The organism is Aurantimicrobium sp., assembly GCF_036667855.1.
GTDB lineage: Bacteria > Actinomycetota > Actinomycetes > Actinomycetales > Microbacteriaceae > Aurantimicrobium.
In genome coordinates this window covers 16,273-39,381 of sequence record NZ_JAVWTF010000013.1, presented here as the reverse complement: position 1 = coordinate 39,381, position 23,109 = coordinate 16,273, and the positions used below count along the sequence as shown (strand labels likewise).

Annotated in this window: 20 protein-coding genes; 14 read left to right on the top strand and 6 right to left on the bottom strand. The window is 47.7% G+C overall.

Features of this window, described 5'->3' with window-relative positions; all coding sequences use genetic code 11:
* Positions 1–176 precede the first annotated feature (176 nt).
* Complete coding sequence (locus tag RR877_RS04505; RefSeq protein ID WP_332550574.1) at positions 177–1,961, bottom strand: hypothetical protein; 1,785 nt, start codon at positions 1,959–1,961, stop codon at positions 177–179.
* Between the two features lie 103 nt (positions 1,962–2,064).
* Here RR877_RS04505 and RR877_RS04500 point away from each other — a divergent pair, with 103 nt between their 5' ends.
* Complete coding sequence (locus tag RR877_RS04500; protein WP_332550573.1) at positions 2,065–2,709, top strand: hypothetical protein; 645 nt, start codon at positions 2,065–2,067, stop codon at positions 2,707–2,709.
* A gap of 42 nt (positions 2,710–2,751) precedes the next feature.
* Here the strand turns inward: RR877_RS04500 and RR877_RS04495 are convergent, their stop codons facing one another.
* Positions 2,752–3,942, bottom strand: coding sequence for an ABC transporter ATP-binding protein (locus tag RR877_RS04495; protein WP_332550572.1), 1,191 nt, complete (start codon positions 3,940–3,942; stop codon positions 2,752–2,754).
* Positions 3,943–4,063: 121 nt separating this feature from the next.
* Here RR877_RS04495 and RR877_RS04490 point away from each other — a divergent pair, with 121 nt between their 5' ends.
* A complete protein-coding gene (locus tag RR877_RS04490) occupies positions 4,064–4,969 on the top strand; it encodes an ABC transporter permease (RefSeq protein ID WP_332627746.1) in 906 nt (301 codons plus the stop codon).
* On the opposite strand, the gene RR877_RS04485 is transcribed toward RR877_RS04490, so the two are convergent.
* The 3 genes from RR877_RS04485 to RR877_RS04475 are packed head-to-tail and all read right to left on the bottom strand — an operon-like array spanning position 4,966 to position 8,156.
* Positions 4,966–6,399 (bottom strand): glycosyltransferase, encoded by a 1,434-nt coding sequence (locus RR877_RS04485; protein ID WP_332550570.1) that lies wholly within the window; start codon positions 6,397–6,399, stop codon positions 4,966–4,968. The genes RR877_RS04490 and RR877_RS04485 overlap by 4 nt on opposite strands.
* Positions 6,392–7,909 carry a glycosyltransferase family 1 protein gene (locus RR877_RS04480; protein WP_332550569.1) on the bottom strand — a complete coding sequence of 506 codons (1,518 nt, stop codon included), beginning with the start codon at positions 7,907–7,909 and terminating at the stop codon, positions 6,392–6,394. Before RR877_RS04480 ends, RR877_RS04485 begins: the two co-directional genes overlap by 8 nt.
* A complete protein-coding gene (locus tag RR877_RS04475; RefSeq protein ID WP_332550568.1) occupies positions 7,899–8,156 on the bottom strand; it encodes a hypothetical protein in 258 nt (85 codons plus the stop codon). The genes RR877_RS04480 and RR877_RS04475 overlap by 11 nt, the downstream gene beginning before the upstream one ends.
* Positions 8,157–8,264: 108 nt before the next feature.
* Between RR877_RS04475 and RR877_RS04470 the strand changes: the two genes are divergently transcribed.
* The 11 genes from RR877_RS04470 (at position 8,265) to RR877_RS04420 (ending at position 20,832) form a co-directional block, all read left to right on the top strand.
* Complete coding sequence (locus RR877_RS04470; RefSeq protein WP_332550567.1) at positions 8,265–9,764, top strand: DUF4214 domain-containing protein; 1,500 nt, start codon at positions 8,265–8,267, stop codon at positions 9,762–9,764.
* A 110-nt stretch (positions 9,765–9,874) separates the two neighbouring features.
* Complete coding sequence (locus RR877_RS04465) at positions 9,875–10,951, top strand: UDP-N-acetylglucosamine 2-epimerase (protein WP_332627744.1); 1,077 nt, start codon at positions 9,875–9,877, stop codon at positions 10,949–10,951.
* Entirely contained in the window at positions 10,917–11,672 is a 756-nt protein-coding gene (locus RR877_RS04460) for a glycosyltransferase family 2 protein (RefSeq protein ID WP_332627742.1), read from the top strand. The genes RR877_RS04465 and RR877_RS04460 overlap by 35 nt, the downstream gene beginning before the upstream one ends.
* Complete coding sequence (locus tag RR877_RS04455; protein ID WP_332550564.1) at positions 11,669–12,928, top strand: hypothetical protein; 1,260 nt, start codon at positions 11,669–11,671, stop codon at positions 12,926–12,928. Before RR877_RS04460 ends, RR877_RS04455 begins: the two co-directional genes overlap by 4 nt.
* 3 nt (positions 12,929–12,931) lie before the next feature.
* Positions 12,932–14,452, top strand: coding sequence for a hypothetical protein (locus RR877_RS04450; RefSeq protein ID WP_332550563.1), 1,521 nt, complete (start codon positions 12,932–12,934; stop codon positions 14,450–14,452).
* 5 nt (positions 14,453–14,457) lie between these two features.
* Positions 14,458–15,543 carry a glycosyltransferase family A protein gene (locus RR877_RS04445; protein WP_332550562.1) on the top strand — a complete coding sequence of 362 codons (1,086 nt, stop codon included), beginning with the start codon at positions 14,458–14,460 and terminating at the stop codon, positions 15,541–15,543.
* Positions 15,540–16,703 carry a glycosyltransferase family 1 protein gene (locus tag RR877_RS04440; RefSeq protein ID WP_332550561.1) on the top strand — a complete coding sequence of 388 codons (1,164 nt, stop codon included), beginning with the start codon at positions 15,540–15,542 and terminating at the stop codon, positions 16,701–16,703. Before RR877_RS04445 ends, RR877_RS04440 begins: the two co-directional genes overlap by 4 nt.
* The gene (locus RR877_RS04435; protein ID WP_332550560.1) at positions 16,700–17,548 is read left to right on the top strand and encodes a glycosyltransferase family 2 protein; all 849 of its coding nucleotides are present in this window, start codon (positions 16,700–16,702) and stop codon (positions 17,546–17,548) included. Before RR877_RS04440 ends, RR877_RS04435 begins: the two co-directional genes overlap by 4 nt.
* 56 nt (positions 17,549–17,604) lie before the next feature.
* Positions 17,605–18,513, top strand: coding sequence for an alpha-1,2-fucosyltransferase (locus tag RR877_RS04430; RefSeq protein WP_332550559.1), 909 nt, complete (start codon positions 17,605–17,607; stop codon positions 18,511–18,513).
* On the top strand, positions 18,471–19,892 hold the full coding sequence (locus RR877_RS04425) for a UDP-glucose/GDP-mannose dehydrogenase family protein (RefSeq protein ID WP_332550558.1): 1,422 nt from the start codon (positions 18,471–18,473) through the stop codon (positions 19,890–19,892). The genes RR877_RS04430 and RR877_RS04425 overlap by 43 nt, the downstream gene beginning before the upstream one ends.
* Positions 19,885–20,832: a UDP-glucuronic acid decarboxylase family protein gene (locus tag RR877_RS04420; protein ID WP_332550557.1), complete on the top strand. Its 948-nt coding sequence runs from the start codon at positions 19,885–19,887 to the stop codon at positions 20,830–20,832. Before RR877_RS04425 ends, RR877_RS04420 begins: the two co-directional genes overlap by 8 nt.
* A 7-nt stretch (positions 20,833–20,839) precedes the next feature.
* Here the strand turns inward: RR877_RS04420 and rfbA are convergent, their stop codons facing one another.
* A complete protein-coding gene (rfbA, locus tag RR877_RS04415) occupies positions 20,840–21,700 on the bottom strand; it encodes a glucose-1-phosphate thymidylyltransferase RfbA (protein WP_332550556.1) in 861 nt (286 codons plus the stop codon).
* A 155-nt stretch (positions 21,701–21,855) separates the two neighbouring features.
* Between rfbA and RR877_RS04410 the strand changes: the two genes are divergently transcribed.
* Positions 21,856–23,103, top strand: coding sequence for an O-antigen ligase family protein (locus RR877_RS04410; protein WP_332550555.1), 1,248 nt, complete (start codon positions 21,856–21,858; stop codon positions 23,101–23,103).
* Positions 23,104–23,109 lie beyond the last annotated feature (6 nt).

The window sequence follows — 23,109 nt, the reverse complement described above, 5'->3', positions numbered from 1 at the left end:
GATACTGATGAGTGGATGGCTCACAGTTTTGGTTGTCTCTGGATTTGTGACTTCATATTTTTGGGACATCAAACTGTGGGTATTTTTGGCCCTCGCTATATGCGCATATGCAGTTCAAAAATCTCCCATTTCAAACAAATCCCGCATAAGTAATTCATTTGGTTAGAGAAATTTACTTAGTGCATTTCTTTCTGGTAACGAACAATTCGAAAACCCAGAGGCTGGGATTGTTCTAACACCACGTAAGAACTGCTAAATTCGTGTTTTGACTCAAGTCCAGCTAATTCTTGCCTCGTTTTAGCTAGAGAGTCCTTGTAGCCATTTTGGCCAAAGTTTTGAACAGATGCATCTGTAACCCCAAAACGAAGCGGCACCCCAGTAAGCGCATAAACATTCATTCCCTCAGACCAATAGGGGCTCCCCCACGCCGCAATGGAGGTTTCGAACTCTTCGCGAGGAATTATGAGATTTGAATTGTGCTTTGAGAGGCCATGTGCCCGCATATAAGAAGCTAATTCCGCTCGAAATATCTCAACTGAGCCTTGCTGTTTGTCTGCAACTGGTTGAAAAGATACATGCGACAAATCCGGTTTGGGCAAGACCAAAGAAAACAGCAGCATGGCGGTGACGATTAGTTGTGATCTCCACGACGCAGAGGTTGATTGCCCCTGATTACTCAATTCTGAAACTGCGTCTATTGAGCAAATTAATCCCAGCAGAAGCAACAAGAAATACAGACCCAAAACAAAATACGCAATATCTGGCTGGGTCAGCCCGGCTGGCGCGGGAAGCATCATCAACAGTGACAACAACAACAAAGAGATTCCCGTTGACACCGCTAACAAAAGCGCCTGCTTATATTTAGCCAAGAACCACACCAACAACAACACTGCAACTACGGCATAAATACCTACGAGATTCCATTCAACAGGCCCTCCTGGATACGTCGTCCAAGGATTAAGGAATCCGGTAATACCGCTGAGGTGCGGGAGCTTAATCCCGCCAGAAGAACCTGAATCTTGCGCCACGGAAAAGATTGCGAAGAACACAACCCAAATTGTGCCCAGCAAATAAATTCTCGGGTTCTTGAAGTGTTTGAAGAGCAGGTAAAAACCGACAAGTAGTGCAAAAGCAAGTCCCGAGGAAACTTTGCCAACACCGATCACAATTCCTAAAGAACTCAATATGAGCAAGTGCACAGTTGAGAAAGTGCTACCGATCAAGATGCGGTAAACCAGCGGCGCGCTATACAGCACAATGAGCGAGGTGAACCATAAACCTTCTGAACCAATCACCAGCCAGTTACCAGCAAGCGCTGGGATAAACAGCAGTACTGCAACTGTTACCCATATTGAGTTTTTAGTGCGCAAAATTGTCCACAAAAAGACAACACCTGCTGTGAGAAATGCAAAGATCTTGAAGTGATAGAGCAGTCCATAGGCATCTAGTGGTTCTAAACCTGTTATGGCAAGAATTCCTGCATCTACGTAGTGGCTTAGAACGTGATACGGGAGGAAAGGTAATCCATGTTGCCCGGTGCTTGGATATCCAACATTTAAGATGCTTTGTATCAACGAGACATGGAACACGGTGTCTGGGTGGAGGCCTCGCCCTTCATTCAACTCGGCAAGTGGTGAGCTGGGGAAATAATCTATCCAGTTATTTAGCGCACTCAGCCCGATAACAAAGAGAACTACGGCAAGTAAAAACCCGACTAATAAAGCCGAAGCACTGAATCTGAAGCTCAATAAGGATAACTTCTTTAAGTTGAACACGCCCATCAGCGCTGTCGAGAGCAATAGAAAAATTGCTCCAACGCTCGTCACTTGTAACCAAGAAAACTGCTGGAAGATTCGGATTCCATCAGCAACGGTGAAGATGAAATAGACAAAAATCCCTGTGAGAAACACAGTGTCAAGACGGATTGACTTCGAGTCCGCGTGTGATGCCTCGATGCTCACAAAACACCCTCGGTTTTCATACCAAGAGTTTACTGTGGGCATTATCTTTTCACTCTCCGAAGGACTAAACAGTTTCACAGCTTAACTTTCTTAGACTGAAATAATGAACGCTGAAAGAAACTCACTCAACAAAGCTTTGTTGGGAATATCAAGCTTGGTGGCTTCGTGCGGTCTTTTAGTGGGACTAACTGCCTGCGCTGAAGAATCGACTCAGAGTTCTACCCCCACAACAAGTAAGTCAGCATCAGCTAGTGCTCACTCCATCACCAGCTCTACCCCGTCACCAACACCTACGAAAACTTCTGAGGCCAGCACGCAAATTTCTGCAAGTTGCTCCACCCTTCTCTCGGATGAAGTTCTGGATAAGACTTATCCAGGGTATGAGTCAAAAAATGGTTACACCCCAGCCCCAGGTAGTGCCGGAGAGGCCGCCCTCAAAGAAAAGGGTGTTGCCTGCCAGTGGACTAATCCGAACACAGGTTTAACACTGACAATTTCTGCTGCGCACCTAGGCCCTCAAGCCTTGAGCACAATTTCAGCTTCACTTCCGGGTACCCCCACAACTGAATATTCTGCTTCCTCGAATTCAAAGGGATCTTTTCAGGTCGTGAATGGAGCCGGCTCAGCCCAATTGGTGACTGACAAGTTTTGGATTACTGCAGATTCGGGTGAGTTTTACTCTTCAGCCGATGCGGTTTCAATTATGTCCATGCTGCTTGCAGCACTTGAATGGGATGCAAATCCCTAGTTTTTACTCAGTTCTCTCTGGAGTTCGAAGAAATGTGCTCTTCTACTGAGGGAATATCTCTTCAACGGTTGTCTCTAAATTGATGACACCTTCATTACGAGGGTGACCTACAACGGTGAAAGAAACAATCTGAGGCAGACGGAAAATCTCACCTTCCTCAACGGTGTCGAATGAGACATGCATAAAGTATTTACCTGTTGCGAGTTGAACATTAGGAAAAGTGAACTTAACTGTCCGGTTTCCGTCAAGATCTTTGAAGGGAACATTCAATATTTCGGTGTTTGTTCCGTAAACATTAGCCCCGAGAGTGGTTTCTATTCCCATTCCCACAATCCAGTCTTTTACTGGTTCGGTAGCAGAGAGATTTACTTCCAGGACGAGATCATCTCCGGGCTTAATCACTACATCAGAACCTCGACGCTGTGGGGAAGAAAGTTTGACGGATTTAACTAGGTCTGCGGATTCGGCAGCAAGATTACGGGAAGGAATTCGTGCTTCTTCGAAACCTTCACGGAGTACACGAAGTGCCTCACCCGTATCACCGTCAAAAACTACACTTCCCTTTTTGAGAACAATTGCTCTCGTGCAGAGGTCTGAAACCTGTTCCAAAGAGTGCGTCACGAGGATGATGGTTCGTCCCTCGCGCTGGAACCGACGAATATGATCCAAACATTTACGCTGAAAAGGTTCATCCCCTACAGCAAGAACCTCATCGACGATGAGAATGTCCGGGTTCACATGAACGGCAACAGCAAAAGCGAGGCGAACATACATTCCAGAGGAATAAAACTTGACTTGGGTGTCGATGAAATCGCGGATTCCAGAGAAATCAACAATGTCTTCGAAATAGAGGTCTGTTTCTTTTTTGCTCAAACCAAGTATCGACGCATTGAGATAGACATTCTCGCGACCAGTCAGATCAGGGTGAAAACCAGCACCGAGTTCAAGTAGGGCAGCCATGCGTCCTTTACGACGAACGGTTCCCGATGTTGGTTGAATAATTCCGCCAATAGTTTTGAGAAGCGTACTTTTACCAGAGCCATTTGGACCAATGAGACCAACAGTGGAACCTGCTTCAATATTCAAAGAAACATGGTTGAGGGCATAGAACTCATCACGATGTTTGCGTGAACGCCCAAAGTTGACCAGTCTTTCTTTCAGCGACTTATCTTTGCGAATAACGAAACGCTTAGAAACGTCGTCGACTTCTACGACTACGTCAGCGTGCTGCATTGGTTCTCCGTGATTAGGCAAAGTGTAGGAAAAGTGCTCCTGAATAAAACAGACTGCATTCTCTAGGTTAGTCTGAAAGCACAGTTTATTTAGACAATTGAACGCTTGAAAGGAGATGCCTTTGTCTGCAAAGCGCACTTCTGACAATGCGTTGACTCTCACGTCAGAGCTGAAGAGCCCCTCGCCTCCGACCGGTTTCATTCGCGGTACTGCTTATTCACTCAAAGCTATTTTGAGCCAGCGTGAATTGTTGAGCTTGCTGGTCCAGCGAGAAGTCAAGTCCAAATATAAAGACAGTGCCCTGGGACTTTTATGGAGCCTTCTTCGACCACTGACACAGCTTGTTATTTACTATGTAGTAATTGGCCAGTTCTTGGGGGCTGCCCGTTCAATCCCCCAGTTTGCAATTTTTGTAGTCGCCGGGTTGACAGCATGGACGCTTTTCTCAGAATCCGTTTCTTCTGCAACACACTCAATCGTTGGTAATTCAGGTCTCATCAAAAAGATTTATATTCCTCGAGAAGTTTTCCCTCTCGCAGCTGTCGGTGCTTCATTATTCAACTTCTTAGTACAACTAGGAATTTTGATTGTTGCGACTATCGCGTTGGGACAATTCCCCGTATCTTCAAATCTTCTTCTTCTGCCCCTCGGATTCTTGTTGTTACTCACATTCGGATTAGCAATTGGACTGTTCTTTGCCGCTGTCAATGTGTATATGCGAGATTTACAGCATTTAGTTGAAGTACTGCTCATCATCCTGTTTTGGGCATCGCCGGTTGTCTATTCTTTTAAGTTTGTAACGGCAGCACTTGGTGGCGGAATACTCGAACAGATTTACCTTGCAAACCCCATTTCTCTTGGCGTGATGGCTTTCCAAAAATCACTGTGGGCAGCTGGCGCGGATGAAGTGTGGCCGGAGAACCTTGAGCTGAGGATTGTTATTGCACTTATCGTCAGTGTGGGGCTGCTGTGGATTAGCCAGCGTGTTTTTGCCAAGCTCGAAGGAAACTTCGCGCAAGAACTTTAAGCGCCTAAAAACTCCCAAGTTTCTCGGGCATAGTCGTCCCAACTCTTCGCTGAATAGCTGAGTGAGGCTGCGACAAGATCCTCATACAGCTTGTCATCCGTGAGGAGCTCGGACATCGCACGAGCGATGTCATCACTTTCACGAGGGTTTACAAGCAAAGCACCGTAACCGCGGCCAATATCCGCCATGCTGCCAAATTCCGAAGTAATTACTGGCGTGCCAAGCATCAGAGATTCTGCAACTGGTAAACCAAATCCTTCATTGACGGAAGGGTATACCGAGAAACGAGCAATTTTGTAGGCGGAATAAAGGTCAGAATCTGAGACAGCTGAAGCAGTCCTCACCGGTATTCCTTGAGAACGGAGTTCTTCAACACGGTTGTCAAAGCGTTGACTATTCCAGGAATTTCCACCAATAAAGAGAATTTCAAATCGCAAGCCCGCATCCCAGCATTTCTCAACTGCACGCAGAACCGCAAGGTGATTCTTTCGAGGTTCATGGCTTCCCACAACTACAACAAGAGGAAGTTCCGTTGTTCGATGTTGTGATTCGAAGCTCTCTAGCTCCGATTGAGTTGGCAGACTAATTTCGCAAGCTAATGGTTGCAATCTAAGCTCTGGGCCCTCGAAACCAATACCATGAAGCATTTCTTTCCAGCCACCATATTCGGCTTGTGAAGCGACCGACGTAACACTAATACGGTCCATTCGAGAAGCAGCTGAAAGGTAACGGGCGAAACCAGCAGGCATTCCGACACCAGTTGTTTCTGCTGTTGTCAGCGGAACACAATCATGGCCGATAAGTCCGGCAGAAACTTCAGTGTATTCCGCCAAGGCTGAAACTCGAGCGGTGCGCCAATGCTCTGCACCCAACTCAGGCATCACATAGCGACCTCTCAGCGGTATCAATATTTTCGAAGACTCAGATCGAGGTATGAGTCCCGGTGGCATCGCACCGCGAAGTGCGGTGTCCTCTTCTGCCGGTGTGAGTCGCCTCAAGGATCTCCTGTCGAGAGTCCATGTAGCCAGAACTAGTTGGTGTTCTTGGCTCCAGCGAGAGACTGTTTCTCTAACTACACGTTGAATTCCGGTTGCCAACTCTGTGTTTGCCGTGTGCATCACGTCAACGACGACGGCATCTTCGATGATTTCAAATTCAACAGGTTCTACACTTGTGAGTTTGTTGAGAACTGTGTCAAGAAACTTTTGCCCACCGGCAACCCGCAGAAGGTTTCGCGCTTCACCGACTTCCGCTCCTGTGGGATAACCCGCATTGAGAATCGCCAATGACAGCCACACATTTGTCGAACTAGAGGATTTTTCGAGTCCATCAATGACTTGTTGACGTTCATCACCGGAAGACTTGGGAGATCCCAACACTTCACTGAGCAGGCTTAGCCTTTTGAGAATTTCTTTCGAGCTCTTAGTCATTCTGTGAGACACCTCCCAGCTTTTCCCAGAGTTCTGAAGCATAATCATCCCAGGTTCTTACTGGTCTCCGAGAAATGTCGTGAAGCAGTTGAGTCCTCAATTGAGTATTGGTGAGAAGTTCCCGCATTGCCGCGGCAATATCTTCCGGATCTCGGGGATTTACCGTGAGGCAACCCCCATCTGAAGCAATTTCAGCAACGCTACCGAAGTCTGAAGTTACTACTGGAGTGTCATGCGCTAAAGACTCTGCGACTGGAAGTCCAAAACCTTCGTGAAGAGAAACAAACACCGAAAGTGTTGCTTCTTCATATGCTTCTGCAAGCTCACTGTCTGAAGCATGTCTCATCACAGATACAGGAAGCCCTCGTTTCTGAAGGGATTCGACTGAAAGATCGAACGCAGTAGAAAGTGGTGGCGAGCCCGAACCGATAAAAATGAGTTCGAAATCAAGACCTTCTCGCCAGAGCAAGTCTGCTGCAACCAGAATTGAAGTTTGATTTTTCCTTGGTTCTTGTGAGCCAACATTGAGAACCAGGGGAAGTTCAGGCTTCTTGCGTTTAAGGCGCGTGTGAATGTTATTTTCGCGTGTAATTTTTCCTGCAGGCAATGGGACCACATCAACGCGGGGACTCTGCAATCCTTGCGAGGAGAGAGTTTGTCCAAACCCTGAAAACTCTTTTGCCGCGGAATGGCTAACACACACAATGTCCGTCGCATACTTCACAACGCTGAGGAAGTGCGCAAATCTCTCGGATTCTTCAGGCAAGACATCCTCGGGGCTCAGAACAGGAATTGCGTCGTGGCCCACCAGCGCAAGTTGGTTGCCAGAATAAGCGGCAAGTGCACTCATGGCAGGAATTACACCATGAATCGCAACCTCAGGAACGATCACTTTAGATCGCCAGGGAATTGCTATCCGAGTAATCTGTTCATCGCCCATTTCAGAGAGTTCAAAACGCATTGAGCTATCCCATTCGAGAACACGCTGTTTTTCTCGATCAGTGAGGAGCCTCATTGCTTTGCCGTTATCAGTCCAGACAACGAGCTGATGGTCGAATGTATTGTTCCATCTCGTCATTGTTTGACGAATAACCCGTTGAACTCCCGTGTTAAGCCCGTTTTGCGCTGTGAAGTTCACGTCCACCACGGTGGTCTTGTCGAGAATATCTATACCGACATTGAGAAATCTGCTGTTTGCAGCAAGAGGCAATGTGCCCTCGAGAACTGCAAGGTATGCACCTTCGACGCCGCTGACACTCAACCGTCCAAGTAGCTCTAAAACGTCATCAGCTGTGGGGAAATTTCCAGCAATTGCAACTAACAGAAGCCACGCAGTTGAGTGTTTTTGGGTAGCAGCACATGATTGTGCAAGTTCACGAATAATCTCGTGTGTTTCTAATTCCGCGAAATCTAGATGAGCCGCACCCTCAACGATGTAGGGGTAAACGGTGATGAGCCGTTCGCGGAGCGCTGGAGCGATGCTGGGAATCGCATCGACCTTACTTCGCACGTTTTTTCTCCAGAGCCTTTCGCTGGTATCGCTCTACACCCTTTTTCATACCTTGTTTAAGTCCAATTTCAGAAACTTTCTTCTGAAGGGTGCGACCAATGCGCAACGGCGCAGTTACTCGCCAGGACAGGCTTTTCTCCATGTCTTCAACGACAAGCCATGTCGTCGCTGAAGTGCTGACAGCTTCTAGCCAGTACTCGAACGTACGTGATTCAAGTTTCTTGATGTAGTCAGCTTCTGAGGACATAGAAGCCAATATATTCGAGCTTTCATGGCACACTGTGCGTGCCTTGCAGGAAACTCCAAGATTCATGAACTACCTTCTAGTAGTAGTTGAAGCTTTTTGAGGTGTGTTATGAAACTATCGAAGTCCAAACGTCCTTTCTCGCGCCTTTTTTCCACGGGAGCTTTTGTAGCGATTTTCTCCCTCATCGCCGTGTTCTTTGTTCCCACATCAGCGCAAGCAGCAAACTCTGCTGACTTCAACCCAGGACGTATTATCAGTGACGCTGTTTTCTTTCACTCCGCGTCTATGAACTCTGGTGATATCCAAAACTTCCTCAATTCCAAAGTTCCCAACTGTGATCCTTACAGTGCACACCCGCAGTATGCGAGCGAATTACGCCCCTGCCTCAAGGACTACACAGAAACTACTCCCAACATGTCTGCAGATAGTCTCTGCAGTGGCTATAGCGCTGTAACTAACGAGCGGGCCTCGACAATCATCAAACGAGTTGCTGATTCTTGTGGAATTAACCCGAGAGTTCTCATAGTTTTGCTTGAAAAAGAGACCAGCCTTGTTACGGATACCTGGCCACTGCAATGGCAATACCGCCTTGCTGCGGGTATGGGATGCCCTGATACATCAGATTGCAATCCTGCCTACGGCGGGTTCTTCAAACAGATGTATTACGCAGCACGACAGTTCAAGAACTACACAAATAACCCGCAATACTTCAACTTCAAATGGGGTGGCTGGTTCAATGTTCGCTACCAAGCGGCAAATACTGAGGCAGCTCGTGGCGTAAATTGCGGTACTCGATCTATTTACATTGAGAACGCGGCAACTGCAGCTCTCTACAACTACACTCCATACACTCCGAACGCGGCTGCATTGAACAACCTGTATGGCACCGGTGACGCCTGTTCCGCATACGGTAACCGCAACTTCTGGCGCATCTTTACAGACTGGTTTGGCTCTACCGGTAGTTTCGTGAATGAGACTGCGCTTGTTAAGGCGCTCTATCAGGATGTACACGGACGCGAACCGGACAACGGCGGAATGTCAACCTGGGTCAACGCGTTGCGCTATCAGGGACTCCCGGTTTCATATGCTGTCAATGGTGTACTTGCCAGCGACGAATACTATTCCGCAAGAATCGTACAAACATACCGTGACGTATTGGGTCGCGATCCTGAACCAGCAGGGCTGGGTTATTGGTTACGTGAAATCCAAACAGGTCGACTCAAGGTAGATGATTTGGCAATGATTCACACTGCGAGTGAAGAGTTCTACAACGTTCGAGCTGGTGGTAACCCTCAACGTTTTGTTGACTTGCTTTATCAGTCACTTCTAGGTCGCGGTGCTGGGCAAGCCGAACAAGATTATTGGGCAGGAAGAATCCCACAAATCGGGCGCCTTGGTGTTATTTTCTCAATTTACGGTTCTAAAGAATCTGCTGCTCGAAGAATCAATGTTCTCTATCAGCGCTACTTCCAGCGAGATGCTGATCGTGCAGGTATCGAAACATACACTCCTATGATTTTGGGTTCGATGGGAGACCAGGGTCTTCGAGGTATCTTGGTCAACAGCCCCGAGTATTACCAGCGGGCAGTAGCGCGTTTCCCAAGCTAATTCCCCCAAAATTTATGAGGCTAAATGCCTGCTGATTGCTGAGAAGAAGATATTCTTTCTAAGTATGGAAGTGACTCTTCCGAGGTGTATTTCAGCGGAAGGTGCGTTAGGTGATAGTCCTGATTTACGGCACTACCGCCGAAGCAATCAAGCTAGCGCCCATCTATCGCAGATTACGTGAGCAGGGAATCCCCTGTGAACAGTGGGTAACACTCCAACAAGCAAGCACCGTCCTTGATGCACTGCCACATCTGGGAATGCCTGAGCCTGAAATTATCATCACGAATGGCGTCAAAGGTCGTCCACTGTCGTCGGCTTTTGACACTCTGCGCTGGCTACTCTCAATAAATTCCTGGCTGTTCAGCAACAAAAAGAATCTCACAAAGCGACTTGGAACACATTCAATCATTCTTGTTCACGGTGACACCATGACCAGCGTCGTGGGATCTTTTATCGCAAAAGTTCTGGGCACCAAAATAGGACATGTTGAAGCTGGCCTTCGTTCAGGAACGTGGAGACACCCATTCCCCGAAGAGCTCGATCGTCGCATTGTTGGAAAGATGGCAGACGTTCATTACGCACCTTCATCAGCTGCAGTTGCAGCACTAGAACCACGACCAAACATTGTGTTTACTCACGGCAATACCGCTCTTGATGCTCTAGTAGAGAGAACTGCCACGGTTGCTTCATCAGATAAGCCACCCTATGGATTAGTTTTGCTCCACCGATTTGAATTTCTCAATAATTCGAAGCTGGTTACAGAAACCATATCTACTCTGGAATCCGCATCACCGCTTCCTCTGGTTATTGTCGCGGACGACCACGCGAAACATGTGATCAGTGCTGAGGTCGACAAACTGAATTCAACAAAAATCACCGTAATAGACAAGCTGGTGCATCAAGATTTTGTCCAGTTGGCTACTAATGCTGAATTTGTTGTGACGGATTCGGGCGGCGTTCAAGAAGAAATGGGATTCCTCGGAACGCCCACACTCATCCACCGCAAAGCTACCGAACGAAGTGATGGTCTCGGTCGCAACGTCAGCTTGTCTGACTGGTCTATCGAAACCCTGACCCAATTCCTCACAGACTACAAACAACACAAATATCCTGTTCTAGAGCTGGAGTACTCCCCCTCCGATATCATCGTCAATGACTTGCGAGAACGAGGATATGGGCAAAAATAAAGCTGCAGTTTCGGTTGTTGTGCCGGCATACAACGAATCGGCGAGTATCCAGGAATCTCTGGCCAGAATAGACAAAGTCTTGGCAGGAACCGGTAGGGATTACGAAATTATTGTGGTCTCAGATGGAAGCACCGACAACACTTCTGCGCTTGTCACCTCCGTTGGAGTCAACTCAGTCCGTTTAGTCGAAAACGACTACAACAAAGGTAAAGGCTTCACTCTTCGTCACGGTTTTTCAGAGGCCAAAAACCCTCTGGTCGTTTTCATAGATGGTGATTTGGACCTTAACCCCAGTGTGCTGCCAGATTACCTTGACCGATTAGATGCCGATGAAGCTGATGTCATCATTGGCTCCAAAATGCACCCTCAATCGCAGATTGACTATCCACTCTCCCGAAGAATAGCTAGTCGTATTTTCAAAATGGCTACCAGAGTAGTGACAGGATTGAAGATTAGTGACACTCAAACAGGCTTGAAAGCAATGAATCGGAATGCGGTCGCACCTTCAATTGAGAGGTGCGACTCGGACGGATTTTCATTCGACTTGGAGTTTTTGGCACAGGTAACTGATAGCGGCGGAAGAATCAAAGATGCCCCGGTGATTCTTGATTTTGATTTCACCAGCACAATTGGGACCTCAAGCGCACTGAAAGCTCTCTTTGACTTGCGCTATGCCTCTCGCTACCGCCGCTGGAAAAACCGTAAGGCATTAGGCCGATGAGTAAGACACCGCGTCCCAGTAGATGGGGTATTCGTCGGCACGGCAAAGCTTTTCTCAGTGTTGGCTTGATTAGCGCTATCGGAATTCTTGCCTCCGTCGGATTTCAAGTGTTAACTAGCCGATCACTTGGCCCTGAAGCTTTCGGATTACTTGCTGCATTTATGGCAATTGTCGGTATTGCCTCAACAGGTTCATCAGCACTTCAAAACTCTGTGGCGGTGGGAGCCGCTCGGGCCGCACACTCCCCCGAAAAGGCCATCTCAGGTTCAAAGAAATGGGATGCATCGCTCATCGAAGCAGTATGCCTCGGCGGTGCAGGAACAATTATCGTGTTGTTGTTTGCCCAGCCCCTCGCGACTCTTCTCAACACAGGCCTTGAGGCAGTTGTATTGGCAGCCGCAACTATTTTTCCTGCATTCCTCTTTTCACGTTCTCTAGGAATATTGCAAGGATCGGGACGCTCGCGCTCTGTTGCCGGCTGGACCTCAGGAGGTCAAGCATTTCGCCTTATTCTGATTGTCATTGTCATTGGTTTGAGTCTTGGCGCCATCAGCATGTTGTTTGCCGTATTCCTCTCAACATTGGCCATCACGATTGGATCAGGAATCCAGTCAGCACGAACCCATCTCAAACCTGAGGGGGTTGCATTTTCACGCGACACCATCATTGTTCTGCTCCTCGTGATTGCCTTTTCTTGGCTGACCAACATTGAAGTTGTCCTCGTTCGCGGAGGAACATCAGAGCTCGAATCAGGATCTTTTGCGGCGGCAGCAGTACTGACGAAAACTATTTTCATCGTGCCCGGGATGATGTCTGTCTATTTATTACCTCGATTTGTATCAAGCCAGCACGACAACAAAACCTCCAATAGAGGCGTTCTCGTATCTGTCGGCCTCATATTTACTGGCGGGGTTGGCGCATTCCTCGGGCTTCTATTACTCGCGGGACCAATTACCTTGGTGCTCTTTGGCAAGGGATACGGGTTGACCGTTGAATATCTCCCATGGTTGGCTCTCGCCTACCTCCCCTGGGCAATGTCTCAAGGTCTACTCATCCGACTAACCGCAATAACCTCAAGGTCTGCCCTCGTGGTCTTTATCATCGCTGCTGTAATTGAATGGGTCGGGGCTCAGATGGTTCTGCCAGATGTATTCGGCATGATTTGGTTGTTAGGTATTCTCGGCAGTTCCGTTTTGGCCTGTTTAGTGATTATCCACTTTGCATCGCTCAACAAGAAAAAAGTCACTGAGGTATAACGAATGATTCGAAAAAACATTGGCTGGATTATCCTCGGCCTCTCGGTGCTCTTTGTCGGCTTCCTCCCTGCGACCCGTGTGCCTATCATCGGGGATGATTTCTACGTCATTTTTCAAGCTCAGGGAATGAGCAATGGAGACCTAGGTACCTGGTCTTCTCTAGCTTGGGGCTGGGGAATGCAGGCTGGGCATTTCAACCCAGTAGGCCAGGTGCTTGGTGGTTTGTACCACTTCATCAGTATTCCGCTAACTTCCGCACTCAACATCTCTCCTGGCTACTACTACCAATCAGGAGCATTTGCGCTACTTCTCTTAGCTGTTATTGCGGCGACGTACTTCTTTGTGCAGACTCTCAAGACTCTCCAACTTGAGGTTTCACCTGGCGCACCGGCCAGATATTTTGCATTGATTGCAGTAATTACTGGTCTCACAATTCAAGTGCACCCCTGGTCAAATGACCCCGTGACAACCTACTCAATGGCGGGTTACGGCTCCACAGCAGTAGGCTTCTTACTCTTGGGTCTAGCAATGAAGGCGGTCAGACCTAACTCACATCCTGTGTGGATGACAATCAAGGTTTCTCTTGTCGCAATATTCAGTGTGGTGTACTACGAACTACTTGTTGCCGCAGTTGCCGGTTCTGCATTTATCTTTGCAGCCGGTTTCTTCAAGAAACTGGCCGTGTCTACAGTTTCCAAGAAACGCCTCACAGCTCTCATCGGTTTTGGCGTTTTGTTACCTGCAATTGTTTTCCTCAGCGGGCGTATGTATGTTTCCTTGATTAGTGGAACAGGTGGCTACACAGGGACTGTTGTAGGAAGTCCGTTAGATGGGGTGAAAACATTTGTGTTTTCCCTCATTAGTGCCGCACCCGGTGGGGCTTGGCCATATTCCTTCTACCGCGTAAACCCCATGATCTTTTCCCGACCAGCGTTCATTGCAGGAACTGTACTCGTTGTGTTGCTCGTCGTCTTTGCCATTGCGTGGTTCAAGAGCGCCCCTGAAGCACCTGCTCGCCATCCACGAAAAATATGGATACCTATTTTCGCTTTAGTCACTTTTTGGTGGCTTTCCACTGCTGCTCAAGCTTTTACAGCCAAATACATTGCAGAAATAACAGCACCTGGTTTGGTCTATCTGTTTTATCCCATCGGCATGCTCACTATGTCGCTGTTTATTGCCGGTTTTGTTATTCAAGTTTCCAAAAAACGTCTGGCAACAACGGGAGCTATAGTTTTGGTATTTGTGGGGTGGTTCGGCATCACGCAAGAAACCATCAACTGGACACTCAGCACACAGATGGAAGCCGGATACCGCATCAATAGCGAACTCGCAGCTGCTGTCACCAATTCGCGTATCGACGAATCGCAAAGATGCTTACGATTGGCACACTGGCTAGAACGAGAATGGCCCGAATACTACCGTGAAGGCGTTCTCGAAAACCTGGGCCCAACATATGAACGTATCAAGGGCGAAGAGTTTTGCTCACTCAGCATTGATGAGCTCACTTCGAAAGCGAAGTAGACATCATGGCACTTTCCTCAGACGCGCCAGAAACCCAAACACAAGTCAGTGTTGTCATACCAACATATAACTCAGCTCCCTGGCTTCCGAGCACTTTGGAAGCCTTGGAACTTGCCTTAACACAAACCTCTTGGGAAGCAGAAGTAGTCATAGTTGACGACGGGTCAACAGACAACAGCATCGACATACTTACAGAAATTCAAACCCGCTTTTCTTACCCCATAAAAATCATCGCCCAAAGTAATCAAGGGAGATTTCTTGCCCGCTGGGCAGGTGCACAGGCGGCACGTTATCCCAATATGTTGTTACTGGATTCTCGGATTTTGATGGGTGAGCATTCCCTCAAACACATAGAACTTTCTGGAATTTCCTCAGGCACCAGTGGACTCCGAGCCTGGAATGGTCACTCCATAACTGATCCGCAGGCAAATCTCGTCGGACATTTCTGGGAGGTGCCTACTTACGTCTTTTGGGGCAGCTACCTCTCTCACCCGCAACCCACCGTCATCACCGCAGAAAACTTTAACAAAGTTCCCAAGGGAACAACTTTCTTCATGTGCCCGACTGCACTCTTTATCGAAGCCTCTCAAGCGAACTGGCCAGAAGAAAATGCGAATTTGACTAATGACGATACAAAAATAATTAGACATATCGTCACACCGGCCGAAGTTCTTATCGATCCTGGTTTTTGGGCCTTGTACCGGCCACGAACAAACACGAAAGCGTTTGTCAAGCACACTTACGCCCGTGGAACGACATTCGTTGATGGTTTTGCTGGTATCAGTGTTGCCACGAACACCGCGATACTCCTCGCAGCGTTAGCCCCAGTACTTGCATTGATTATTGTTGTCTGGCTTCTCATTTCTAGTCAGCTGGTTGTCTTGTTAAGCCTGCTAGCTCTTGCACTTCTTGCTCTGAGTCTTCCTGCGGTAATTGCAGCAGTGCACCGCTGTCCAGGAAAGGGCATACGTTCCTACTTTGTTTATGCCCTTATTTTTGCTGTCCCCTATTGGGCAGGAATAATCCGAGGCACCAGACTTCACGGTCGTGCGTTATTTCATACGAAACGGAAGATGACTTCCGCAGCATGACAAACAACAATCAGAAATTACCTACGCCCCTCGTCTTGTTTGACGCGACGAGTATTCCGCTCAACCGAGGAGGAGTGGGTCGCGTAATCGAATCCACCATCCCTTTTCTTTCTCAAAACACCCATTTTGATTTTCATGTGGTGTGCAAAGCTGAGCATGCTACTGAATTTCAGATGATTACTTCAAAGGTTCATGTTGCTCCCCGGCGTGTGTCGCATACGGCCTATCGACTGTGGTGGGAACAAACGGGCTTGCCCCGCTTGGCACATTCGTTAAAAGCTCAACTTGTATTTTCTCCTCACTACACATACCCCTTAAGAGGTAAATTTGCTCGAGTAGTGATGATCCATGACCTCACCTTTTTCAGCTTGCCCCAACTACATTCTCGATTTAAGAGGCTTTTCTTCAGAAGTTGGATCAGAAGACTCGCACGGAATACAAAAATTGGTGTTGTCACACCTAGCAGCGCAACGGCACAAGAGTTTTATCACCTTGCACCGAACGCACCTCGAAGAACCACTGTTGCGCTTCTGGGTTATGACAACTCTCTCTTCTCCCCACCATCGGCTCGCGACATTACCGCTTTCACATCCACGCTCACTCCACCTGTTACTCAATGGATTGCGTTTTTGGGAACTCTCGAACCTCGTAAAAACGTCCCAGCCTTAATTAACGCTTTTAGCTCACTTCCTTCTTCCTTGACCACAAATACAGCGCTATTGCTCTCAGGTGGCCCCGGATGGGATGAGGCTGTCGAGCCAGCAATCATGAAAGCTCAACTAGGCGGTCTTAACGTCCGCAAGCTCGGGTATCTCCCACAAGAACAATTGAAATCTTTCCTCGGCGGTGCGGAACTTGTGGTGTATCCCAGTCTGGGAGAGGGGTTTGGGCTCCCCGTGTTGGAAGCCATGGCCTGTGGAGCTGCCGTCCTCACTACTCGTGAGCTTTCTCTTCCTGAAGTTGGTGGTGACGTCGCGTTTTATACGGATACTGATGCGATGTCGATTTCCGAGAATCTCGCTGAACTTCTGAAAAATCCATCATCACTTGCTCGAGCTAAAACACTGGGACCTGAACGTGCCAAGACCTTTAGCTGGGCATCCACCGCAGAAGCTATGGCACAGGCGATTTCCAAAGAACTTTCAGGGAGGTCGCTGTGAGCACTGTTGCACTTGTCACTGTTTCCTATGATTCTTCTGAGGTATTAACAAGTTTCTTGAGAAGCCTTTTTGAGTCTTCTCACATTCCTGAAGAAATTGTTGTGATTAATAATTTCCGGGAAGATCCGCAACTAGCTGAACTTGTTTCCATAGATAAGCGAATAGAACTTATTCAGGCTCCTCATAACCCCGGTTACGGCGGAGCTATGAATATTGGGGTTGATCATTTATCAAAGCAACCAGATTGGATACTTATTGCCAATCCCGACGTGAGATGGCACACAACGGCAATTGAAGAAATGCTTGCATACGGTGATTCCCATCCAGATGTTGGAATCATTGGCCCCAAGATCCTCGAGGAAAATGGTGACACTTACCCCTCTGCGCGTGCTCTGCCTTCTTTGCGTATCGGCATAGGCCACGCATTGTTTGCAAATATTTGGAAAAACAACCCGTGGACACACGCGTATCGTCAAGATCGTATCGAATCAACCGAGCCTCGCTTCGTTGGCTGGGTTTCTGGCGCATGCATGCTCATATGTAAAGAGGTCTATTCCAAACTAGGGGGCTTCGATGAGAGTTACTTCATGTACTTCGAAGACGTCGATATATGCCACCGGACACACCCTCTCGGATTCAAAGTAGCTTATGTTCCGAATGCAACAATTACTCATCTCGGTGCACATTCAACCGACACGCGTAAAAAAGCAATGACTCATGCACACCATCACAGTGCCTACATCTATCTGGCGAAGAAATACCACGCTTGGTATCTCTGGCCACTGCGGGTAATACTCCGAGCAGGACTTGCAGCACGTGCTTGGTGGGGAGATGTCCGTAACTGATAACCTCCGTATGGAGAAAACGCAATCTAACGCATCCCGACAACTGGTGGAATGAAGTGAAAACTAACAACGGCATCACCGGATACATTGCTGGTGGGCTTGGCAATCAGCTCTTCATTCTGGCCGCATCCTGGGAGCAGTCCCACCGCCTAGGCTGCCCACTTTTCCTTAATACGTCCTATTTAGAAGTTTCCGGCTTACGAGAGCTAGAACTTAACCAAATTGACCATCCCGGCATTGATATTGGTTCACGAGGGCCGTGGACGTCAAAGAAATTTCCCGGAAACCATATTTACCCATTCCCCAGGTCGCCGAAAGCTGTTACAGGAAAGCTCTATTTCGAAAAAGATCAGGCGAAATATGACTCCAAGATTCACGTGGTCCGGCCAGGCACACAGCTCATTGGGTATTTCCAATCTGCCCGGTATTTCCCAACAATCGCCCCACAACTTCACAGCCTTATTGAACAATCCCCACTCCCCCCTGCAGAAGCTGACTATCTCGACTCACTCTCAGAGCGCAGTTGCATTACTCTTCATTTGCGACGAGGTGATTACCAAGCAGAAGTAAACAGTGGTTCTGTCATTGCCTCGGTCGATTATGCCCGTCGTGCAATTGCACTCCTTCGCAATCTGGGAAACTCTGATCCCATCCGAGTCTTTTCTGACTCCCCTGAATACATTGCTCAAGAGCTAGGTGATCTCAATGAAGATATTGAGATCGTCGATAATTCCCGCTTAATCTCCGGGATAGGAACAATCAGAGCCATGTCTCTTGGCTCAGCACTCATCATGAGTAATTCAAGTTTCAGTTGGTGGGCAGGGTGGCTCATGGAACAGCGGTTACCCGAAAAAGCTACTGTGATTTCACCTCGCCCGTGGAACGAGTCAGGCACAGCGCGAGCAGACATGTTGTACCCAACATGGATGACGCTCGATGCGAGGCCTCACCAATTACCCAGCTAATCAGTCTGCCACCCAGTAAACTGTTGGCTTACGAAGAAAGAATTGTGATGCCTCAAGTAACAGTTATTGGTACCGGCTATGTTGGCCTGGTCACAGGTTCGTGCCTAGCCGAGATGGGTAATGAGGTTTTTTGCCTCGACGTTGATGAAAACAAAATAGCTTCACTACGCGCAGGCCACATTCCTATTTATGAGCCTGGCCTGGAAGAGATTGTGGTCAAAAATGTCTCCAGCGGCAACCTTAATTTCACTACTGATTCTCACCAAGCCATAGAACACGGCGAATTTCTATTTATCGCAGTAGGTACGCCTCCCTTAGAAGATGGCAGCGCTGACCTCACATACGTTCTTGAAGTTGCGAAGCAAATCGGAATGAACCGATCAACAGACTGCGTCGTCATCGACAAAAGTACTGTGCCAGTTGGTACCGCCGACAAGGTCAAATCAGTTATTGACGCAGAACTGTCACAACGCGGACTCTCTATCAATATTTCTGTCGTTTCCAACCCAGAATTCCTCAAAGAAGGAAGCGCAGTTGATGACTTTTTTGCTCCTGACAGAGTCGTTATAGGAACCTCAGATTCTGGTGCAGAAAAGCAAATGAGAAAGCTCTACCAGCCTTTCATCGCGCAAGGTAGTCCTTTCATAGTGATGTCGGCTAAAAGTGCAGAGCTGACGAAATATGCCGCAAATGCGATGCTGGCAACGCGCATCAGCTTCATGAACGAGCTAGCAAACTTGGCTGCCGAAATTGGGGCAGACATTAGCGACGTCGAGCAAGGAATTGGAACTGACGCTCGAATTGGTAAGAGCTTCCTCAGAGCAGGTGTTGGCTTTGGCGGGTCCTGCTTTCCTAAAGATATTAAAGCGCTCAAAGCAACAGCATCCGAAACTCATGGAGCTACGTCTTTCATTTTGGAAGCAGTCGAGAAAGTTAACGTTCTCCAACAACACTCACTTGCATCGCGTGTGCACAAACGCCTTGGCGACCTCGCCGGTAAAAAAGTCGCTATTTGGGGCCTCGCTTTCAAGCCGCACACAGACGACATGAGAGAAGCAACCAGTTTGGCTGTTATCCCTGATCTGCTCAAGCTTGGCGCCGAAGTAGTTGCATATGACCCGATTGCGACAGAAACCGCGCAAAAGGCCTTAAGCGGTTTCACGGTAGGTTACGTCGGCGACAAATACGAAGCAGTCAAGGGCGCTGATGTTCTTGTGATTTTGACGGAATGGCCTGAATTTGCATCCCCTGATTACGAACTCTTGAAGAAAGAGCTCAGTAACAGCATCATTTTTGATGGTCGCAATATTCTTGACCGTTCAGTCGTAGCATCTACAGGTTTTGAATACCACTCTGTCGGAAGAGCAGCCATTGTCTAAACGCATCTTAGTAACCGGTGGAGCTGGATTTCTCGGGTCAAATCTTATCGATTTACTAATTGCCCGAGGTGATGAAGTTGTCTGTGTAGACAACTATTACACCGGTCGGTCTGAAAATATTGCACACCTGTTATCACATGATCGTTTCACCTTCATAGAACACGACATCATCGCTCCATTGACCGTCGACGGTGAACTTGATCAGATTTACAACCTGGCTTGTCCTGCATCACCCCCCCACTATCAACGTGACCCGATTTTCACGATGAAAACAAGTGTCTATGGAAGCATCAATATGCTTCAGTTGGCAGTTGACAAGGGTGCTCGAATCCTTCAGGCTTCAACCTCTGAGGTTTACGGCGACCCCCACGTTCACCCCCAGCCTGAAGGCTATTGGGGAAACGTCAACACAATTGGAATTCGCAGTTGCTATGACGAAGGAAAAAGGGCTGCCGAGTCTCTTTTCTTCGATTTTGCTCGCCAATTCGGTACCGAAATCAAAATCATGCGAATCTTCAACACATATGGTCCCCGCATGGACCCCGCAGACGGTCGTGTTGTGAGCAACTTCATCGTTCAAGCGCTCCAAGGTGAAGACATCACAATTTATGGCGATGGAAGCCAAACACGAAGCTTTTGCTATGTAGATGACTTAATCGCTGGCATGGTTTCACTCATGGATAGCCCGAGTGAGATTACAGGGCCTATTAACATTGGTAACCCTGGTGAATTTACTGTGTTGGAACTCGCCCACAAAGTGATCGACATGACTGGAAGTTCTTCCAAAATCACTTTGTTGCCACTTCCACAAGATGATCCGCAGCAAAGAAAACCAGACCTTACAAAGGCAAACTCTGAGCTAGGTTGGAGCCCGAAAGTACCGCTAGAAAGTGGTCTTGAACCGACAATCGCCTATTTTGCTCAACAAATAAGCGGTTAGCGTCAAACTAAGCCAACAAGCTTTGTAAATAGGTTCCATAACCGCTTTTGAGCTGTGCTAGTGCCAGCGATTGCAGTTGTTCATCCGAAATCCACCCCTGACGCCATGCGGCTTCTTCGATACAGCCAATTTTGGAACCTTGTCGCTCCTCAATAACACGGACGTACTCGGATGCTCTCGACATTGAATCAAAAGTTCCCGTATCCAGCCAGGCCGTTCCACGATCGAGCACTTGAACACTGAGTGAGCCAGAGTCTAAATATGCCTCGTGAATCGATGTGATTTCTAATTCGCCACGGCTACTTGGCTTAACGTTCTGCGCAATTTCGACAACACGATTATCAAAGAAGTACAGACCGGGAATGGCGTAGTTACTTTTGGGGGTTGTGGGTTTTTCTTCGATCGAGATTGCCTTACCGTCATCGCTGAGTTCCACGATTCCGTAATCACGAGGGTTAGCTACTTGGTAGCCAAAGATTTTTGCACCCTCTACTTCGAGATTGGCAGAGAGACTTCTTCCAAGCCCTGCACCATGGAAAATATTGTCGCCCAGAATCAAGGCAACATTATCTTTACCAATAAATTCATGACCCAAAATAAATGCTTGGGCTAATCCTTCAGGTTTTGGTTGCGCAATGTAGCTTAGTTTTATACCCAATTGAGAGCCATCGCCCAGCAACTCTTCAAATTGTGACTGATGCTCGGGGGTTGTGATAATCAGAATCTCTTGAATACCCGCAAGCATTAGTGTCGAGAGCGGGTAGTACACCATTGGCTTGTCATATACAGGTATGAGCTGTTTAGAAACTGCACGAGTGATTGGCCACAGGCGCGAGCCAGTGCCGCCAGCAAGAATGATGCCTTTCACCAGGTCCCCAATGTTTGAAGGTTTAACAAGAGAAATAATGTATTTGGGAATTCATATTCCCATGCACTCCCACTTGCATTAGTTAGACTACAAGAGATTAAAAAACGGCCAGAAACTCTCAGGCCTCAGCACTGGAATGAAATGAGTTGGGAACAATGTTAAAAACATTTTTTCCCATCATCTCCCTCACTTTTACATTCCTCATCATCGGACCAATCGCCCCCTGGAGTTCCGATCTCACTCTCTTTGAACGTGCACTTATCGCATTGATATTTTTTGCAGTTTCTGTTGCAACGAGCAAAGAATATCCTCGTGTCATTGCACTTTCAACACCACTGATATTGCTTCTCGTCACTGCCACGCTTTCTTTGAATGAATTTTTTCTCTTCAGCATCTTCAAAGACTGGTTGTCATTCCTCATCATTGCCGGAATCGCAATGTTCGCAGCGTGGACTTATTCCTTAGAAAAAATAGTTTTTTCTCTTGCACTAGCTGGCGCCCTTCTGGCGCTGTACACCGTTTATCTCTTCTTCACATCTCCGTCTACTGCTATTGACGAAGCAGGGCTTTTGATGGGGGCGTTCACAGGTAAAAACAACCTTGCTCTCACCCTAATGTTTACAGTCCCCGCAATCCTCACCACTCAATTGATGAAGAACTTGTGGATACGTGTCATTACTAAATCAGCACTTATTTTGTTCATGGCCGTGTTGATTCTCTCCACTAAATCTGCTTCATCAATTGTGACGTTCGTTCTCACCGTTGTGTGTTTTGGGGCTTTCCTTCTTGTCAAGAAATATCGAAGGTCACTTCCCTGGGTTATTGGTTCAGCTCTGGCAATGGGGCTTCTCGTCGTCCTGAATTTCACAACAATTCTTGGACTTTTTTCAAAAGGCAGCGATCTAACCGGAAGAATTCCATTGTGGACGGCAAGTATGCATGCCATGGAAGGGAAATGGCTAACCGGATATGGCTGGTCATCGCTGTTCGGATATGAATCACCTGCTGCATTATTCATCCAAAATGAATTGGGCCAATTCTTCCTGCACAGTCACAATGAACTCATCTACTGGTTCGTTATGACCGGTATTTTTGGAGCTATTTTCCTCATCGGAACATACGTTTCAACATTTGCACTTGGGATCAAAAATGCAGTTTTTGGGGATAAATCACTCCAGCTTTGGGTGCCATTAGCTGTTCTTGCACTTGCCTTTGGAGGAATCACAGAGATTTCATCCGCTTACATCCAAGGTTGGTTCATCCTCGTTTTAGCAGTGAGCGCCCTCGGCCGATATCTTGCAGATATTCCTGCAAAATCTCGCATCGCAAGCTGGGTACTTTTCCTGGAATGGGAAACACGCACAGGAAAAAGCTCTTCCGCCGCTCAACAACAAGCGCTGTAACTATCC

Bases quoted from the DNA above. Each gene is read 5' to 3' on its own strand.
- RR877_RS04500 (WP_332550573.1), top strand. From the start codon at position 2,065: ATGAACGCTGAAAGAAACTCACTCAACAAAGCTTTGTTGGGAATATCA.
- RR877_RS04495 (WP_332550572.1), bottom strand. From the start codon at position 3,942: ATGCAGCACGCTGACGTAGTCGTAGAAGTCGACGACGTTTCTAAGCGT.
- RR877_RS04485 (WP_332550570.1), bottom strand. From the start codon at position 6,399: ATGACTAAGAGCTCGAAAGAAATTCTCAAAAGGCTAAGCCTGCTCAGT.
- RR877_RS04475 (WP_332550568.1), bottom strand. From the start codon at position 8,156: ATGTCCTCAGAAGCTGACTACATCAAGAAACTTGAATCACGTACGTTC.
- RR877_RS04470 (WP_332550567.1), top strand. From the start codon at position 8,265: ATGAAACTATCGAAGTCCAAACGTCCTTTCTCGCGCCTTTTTTCCACG.
- RR877_RS04460 (WP_332627742.1), top strand. From the start codon at position 10,917: ATGACTTGCGAGAACGAGGATATGGGCAAAAATAAAGCTGCAGTTTCG.
- RR877_RS04455 (WP_332550564.1), top strand. From the start codon at position 11,669: ATGAGTAAGACACCGCGTCCCAGTAGATGGGGTATTCGTCGGCACGGC.
- RR877_RS04450 (WP_332550563.1), top strand. From the start codon at position 12,932: ATGATTCGAAAAAACATTGGCTGGATTATCCTCGGCCTCTCGGTGCTC.
- RR877_RS04445 (WP_332550562.1), top strand. From the start codon at position 14,458: ATGGCACTTTCCTCAGACGCGCCAGAAACCCAAACACAAGTCAGTGTT.
- RR877_RS04440 (WP_332550561.1), top strand. From the start codon at position 15,540: ATGACAAACAACAATCAGAAATTACCTACGCCCCTCGTCTTGTTTGAC.
- RR877_RS04425 (WP_332550558.1), top strand. From the start codon at position 18,471: ATGGATGACGCTCGATGCGAGGCCTCACCAATTACCCAGCTAATCAGT.
- RR877_RS04410 (WP_332550555.1), top strand. From the start codon at position 21,856: ATGTTAAAAACATTTTTTCCCATCATCTCCCTCACTTTTACATTCCTC.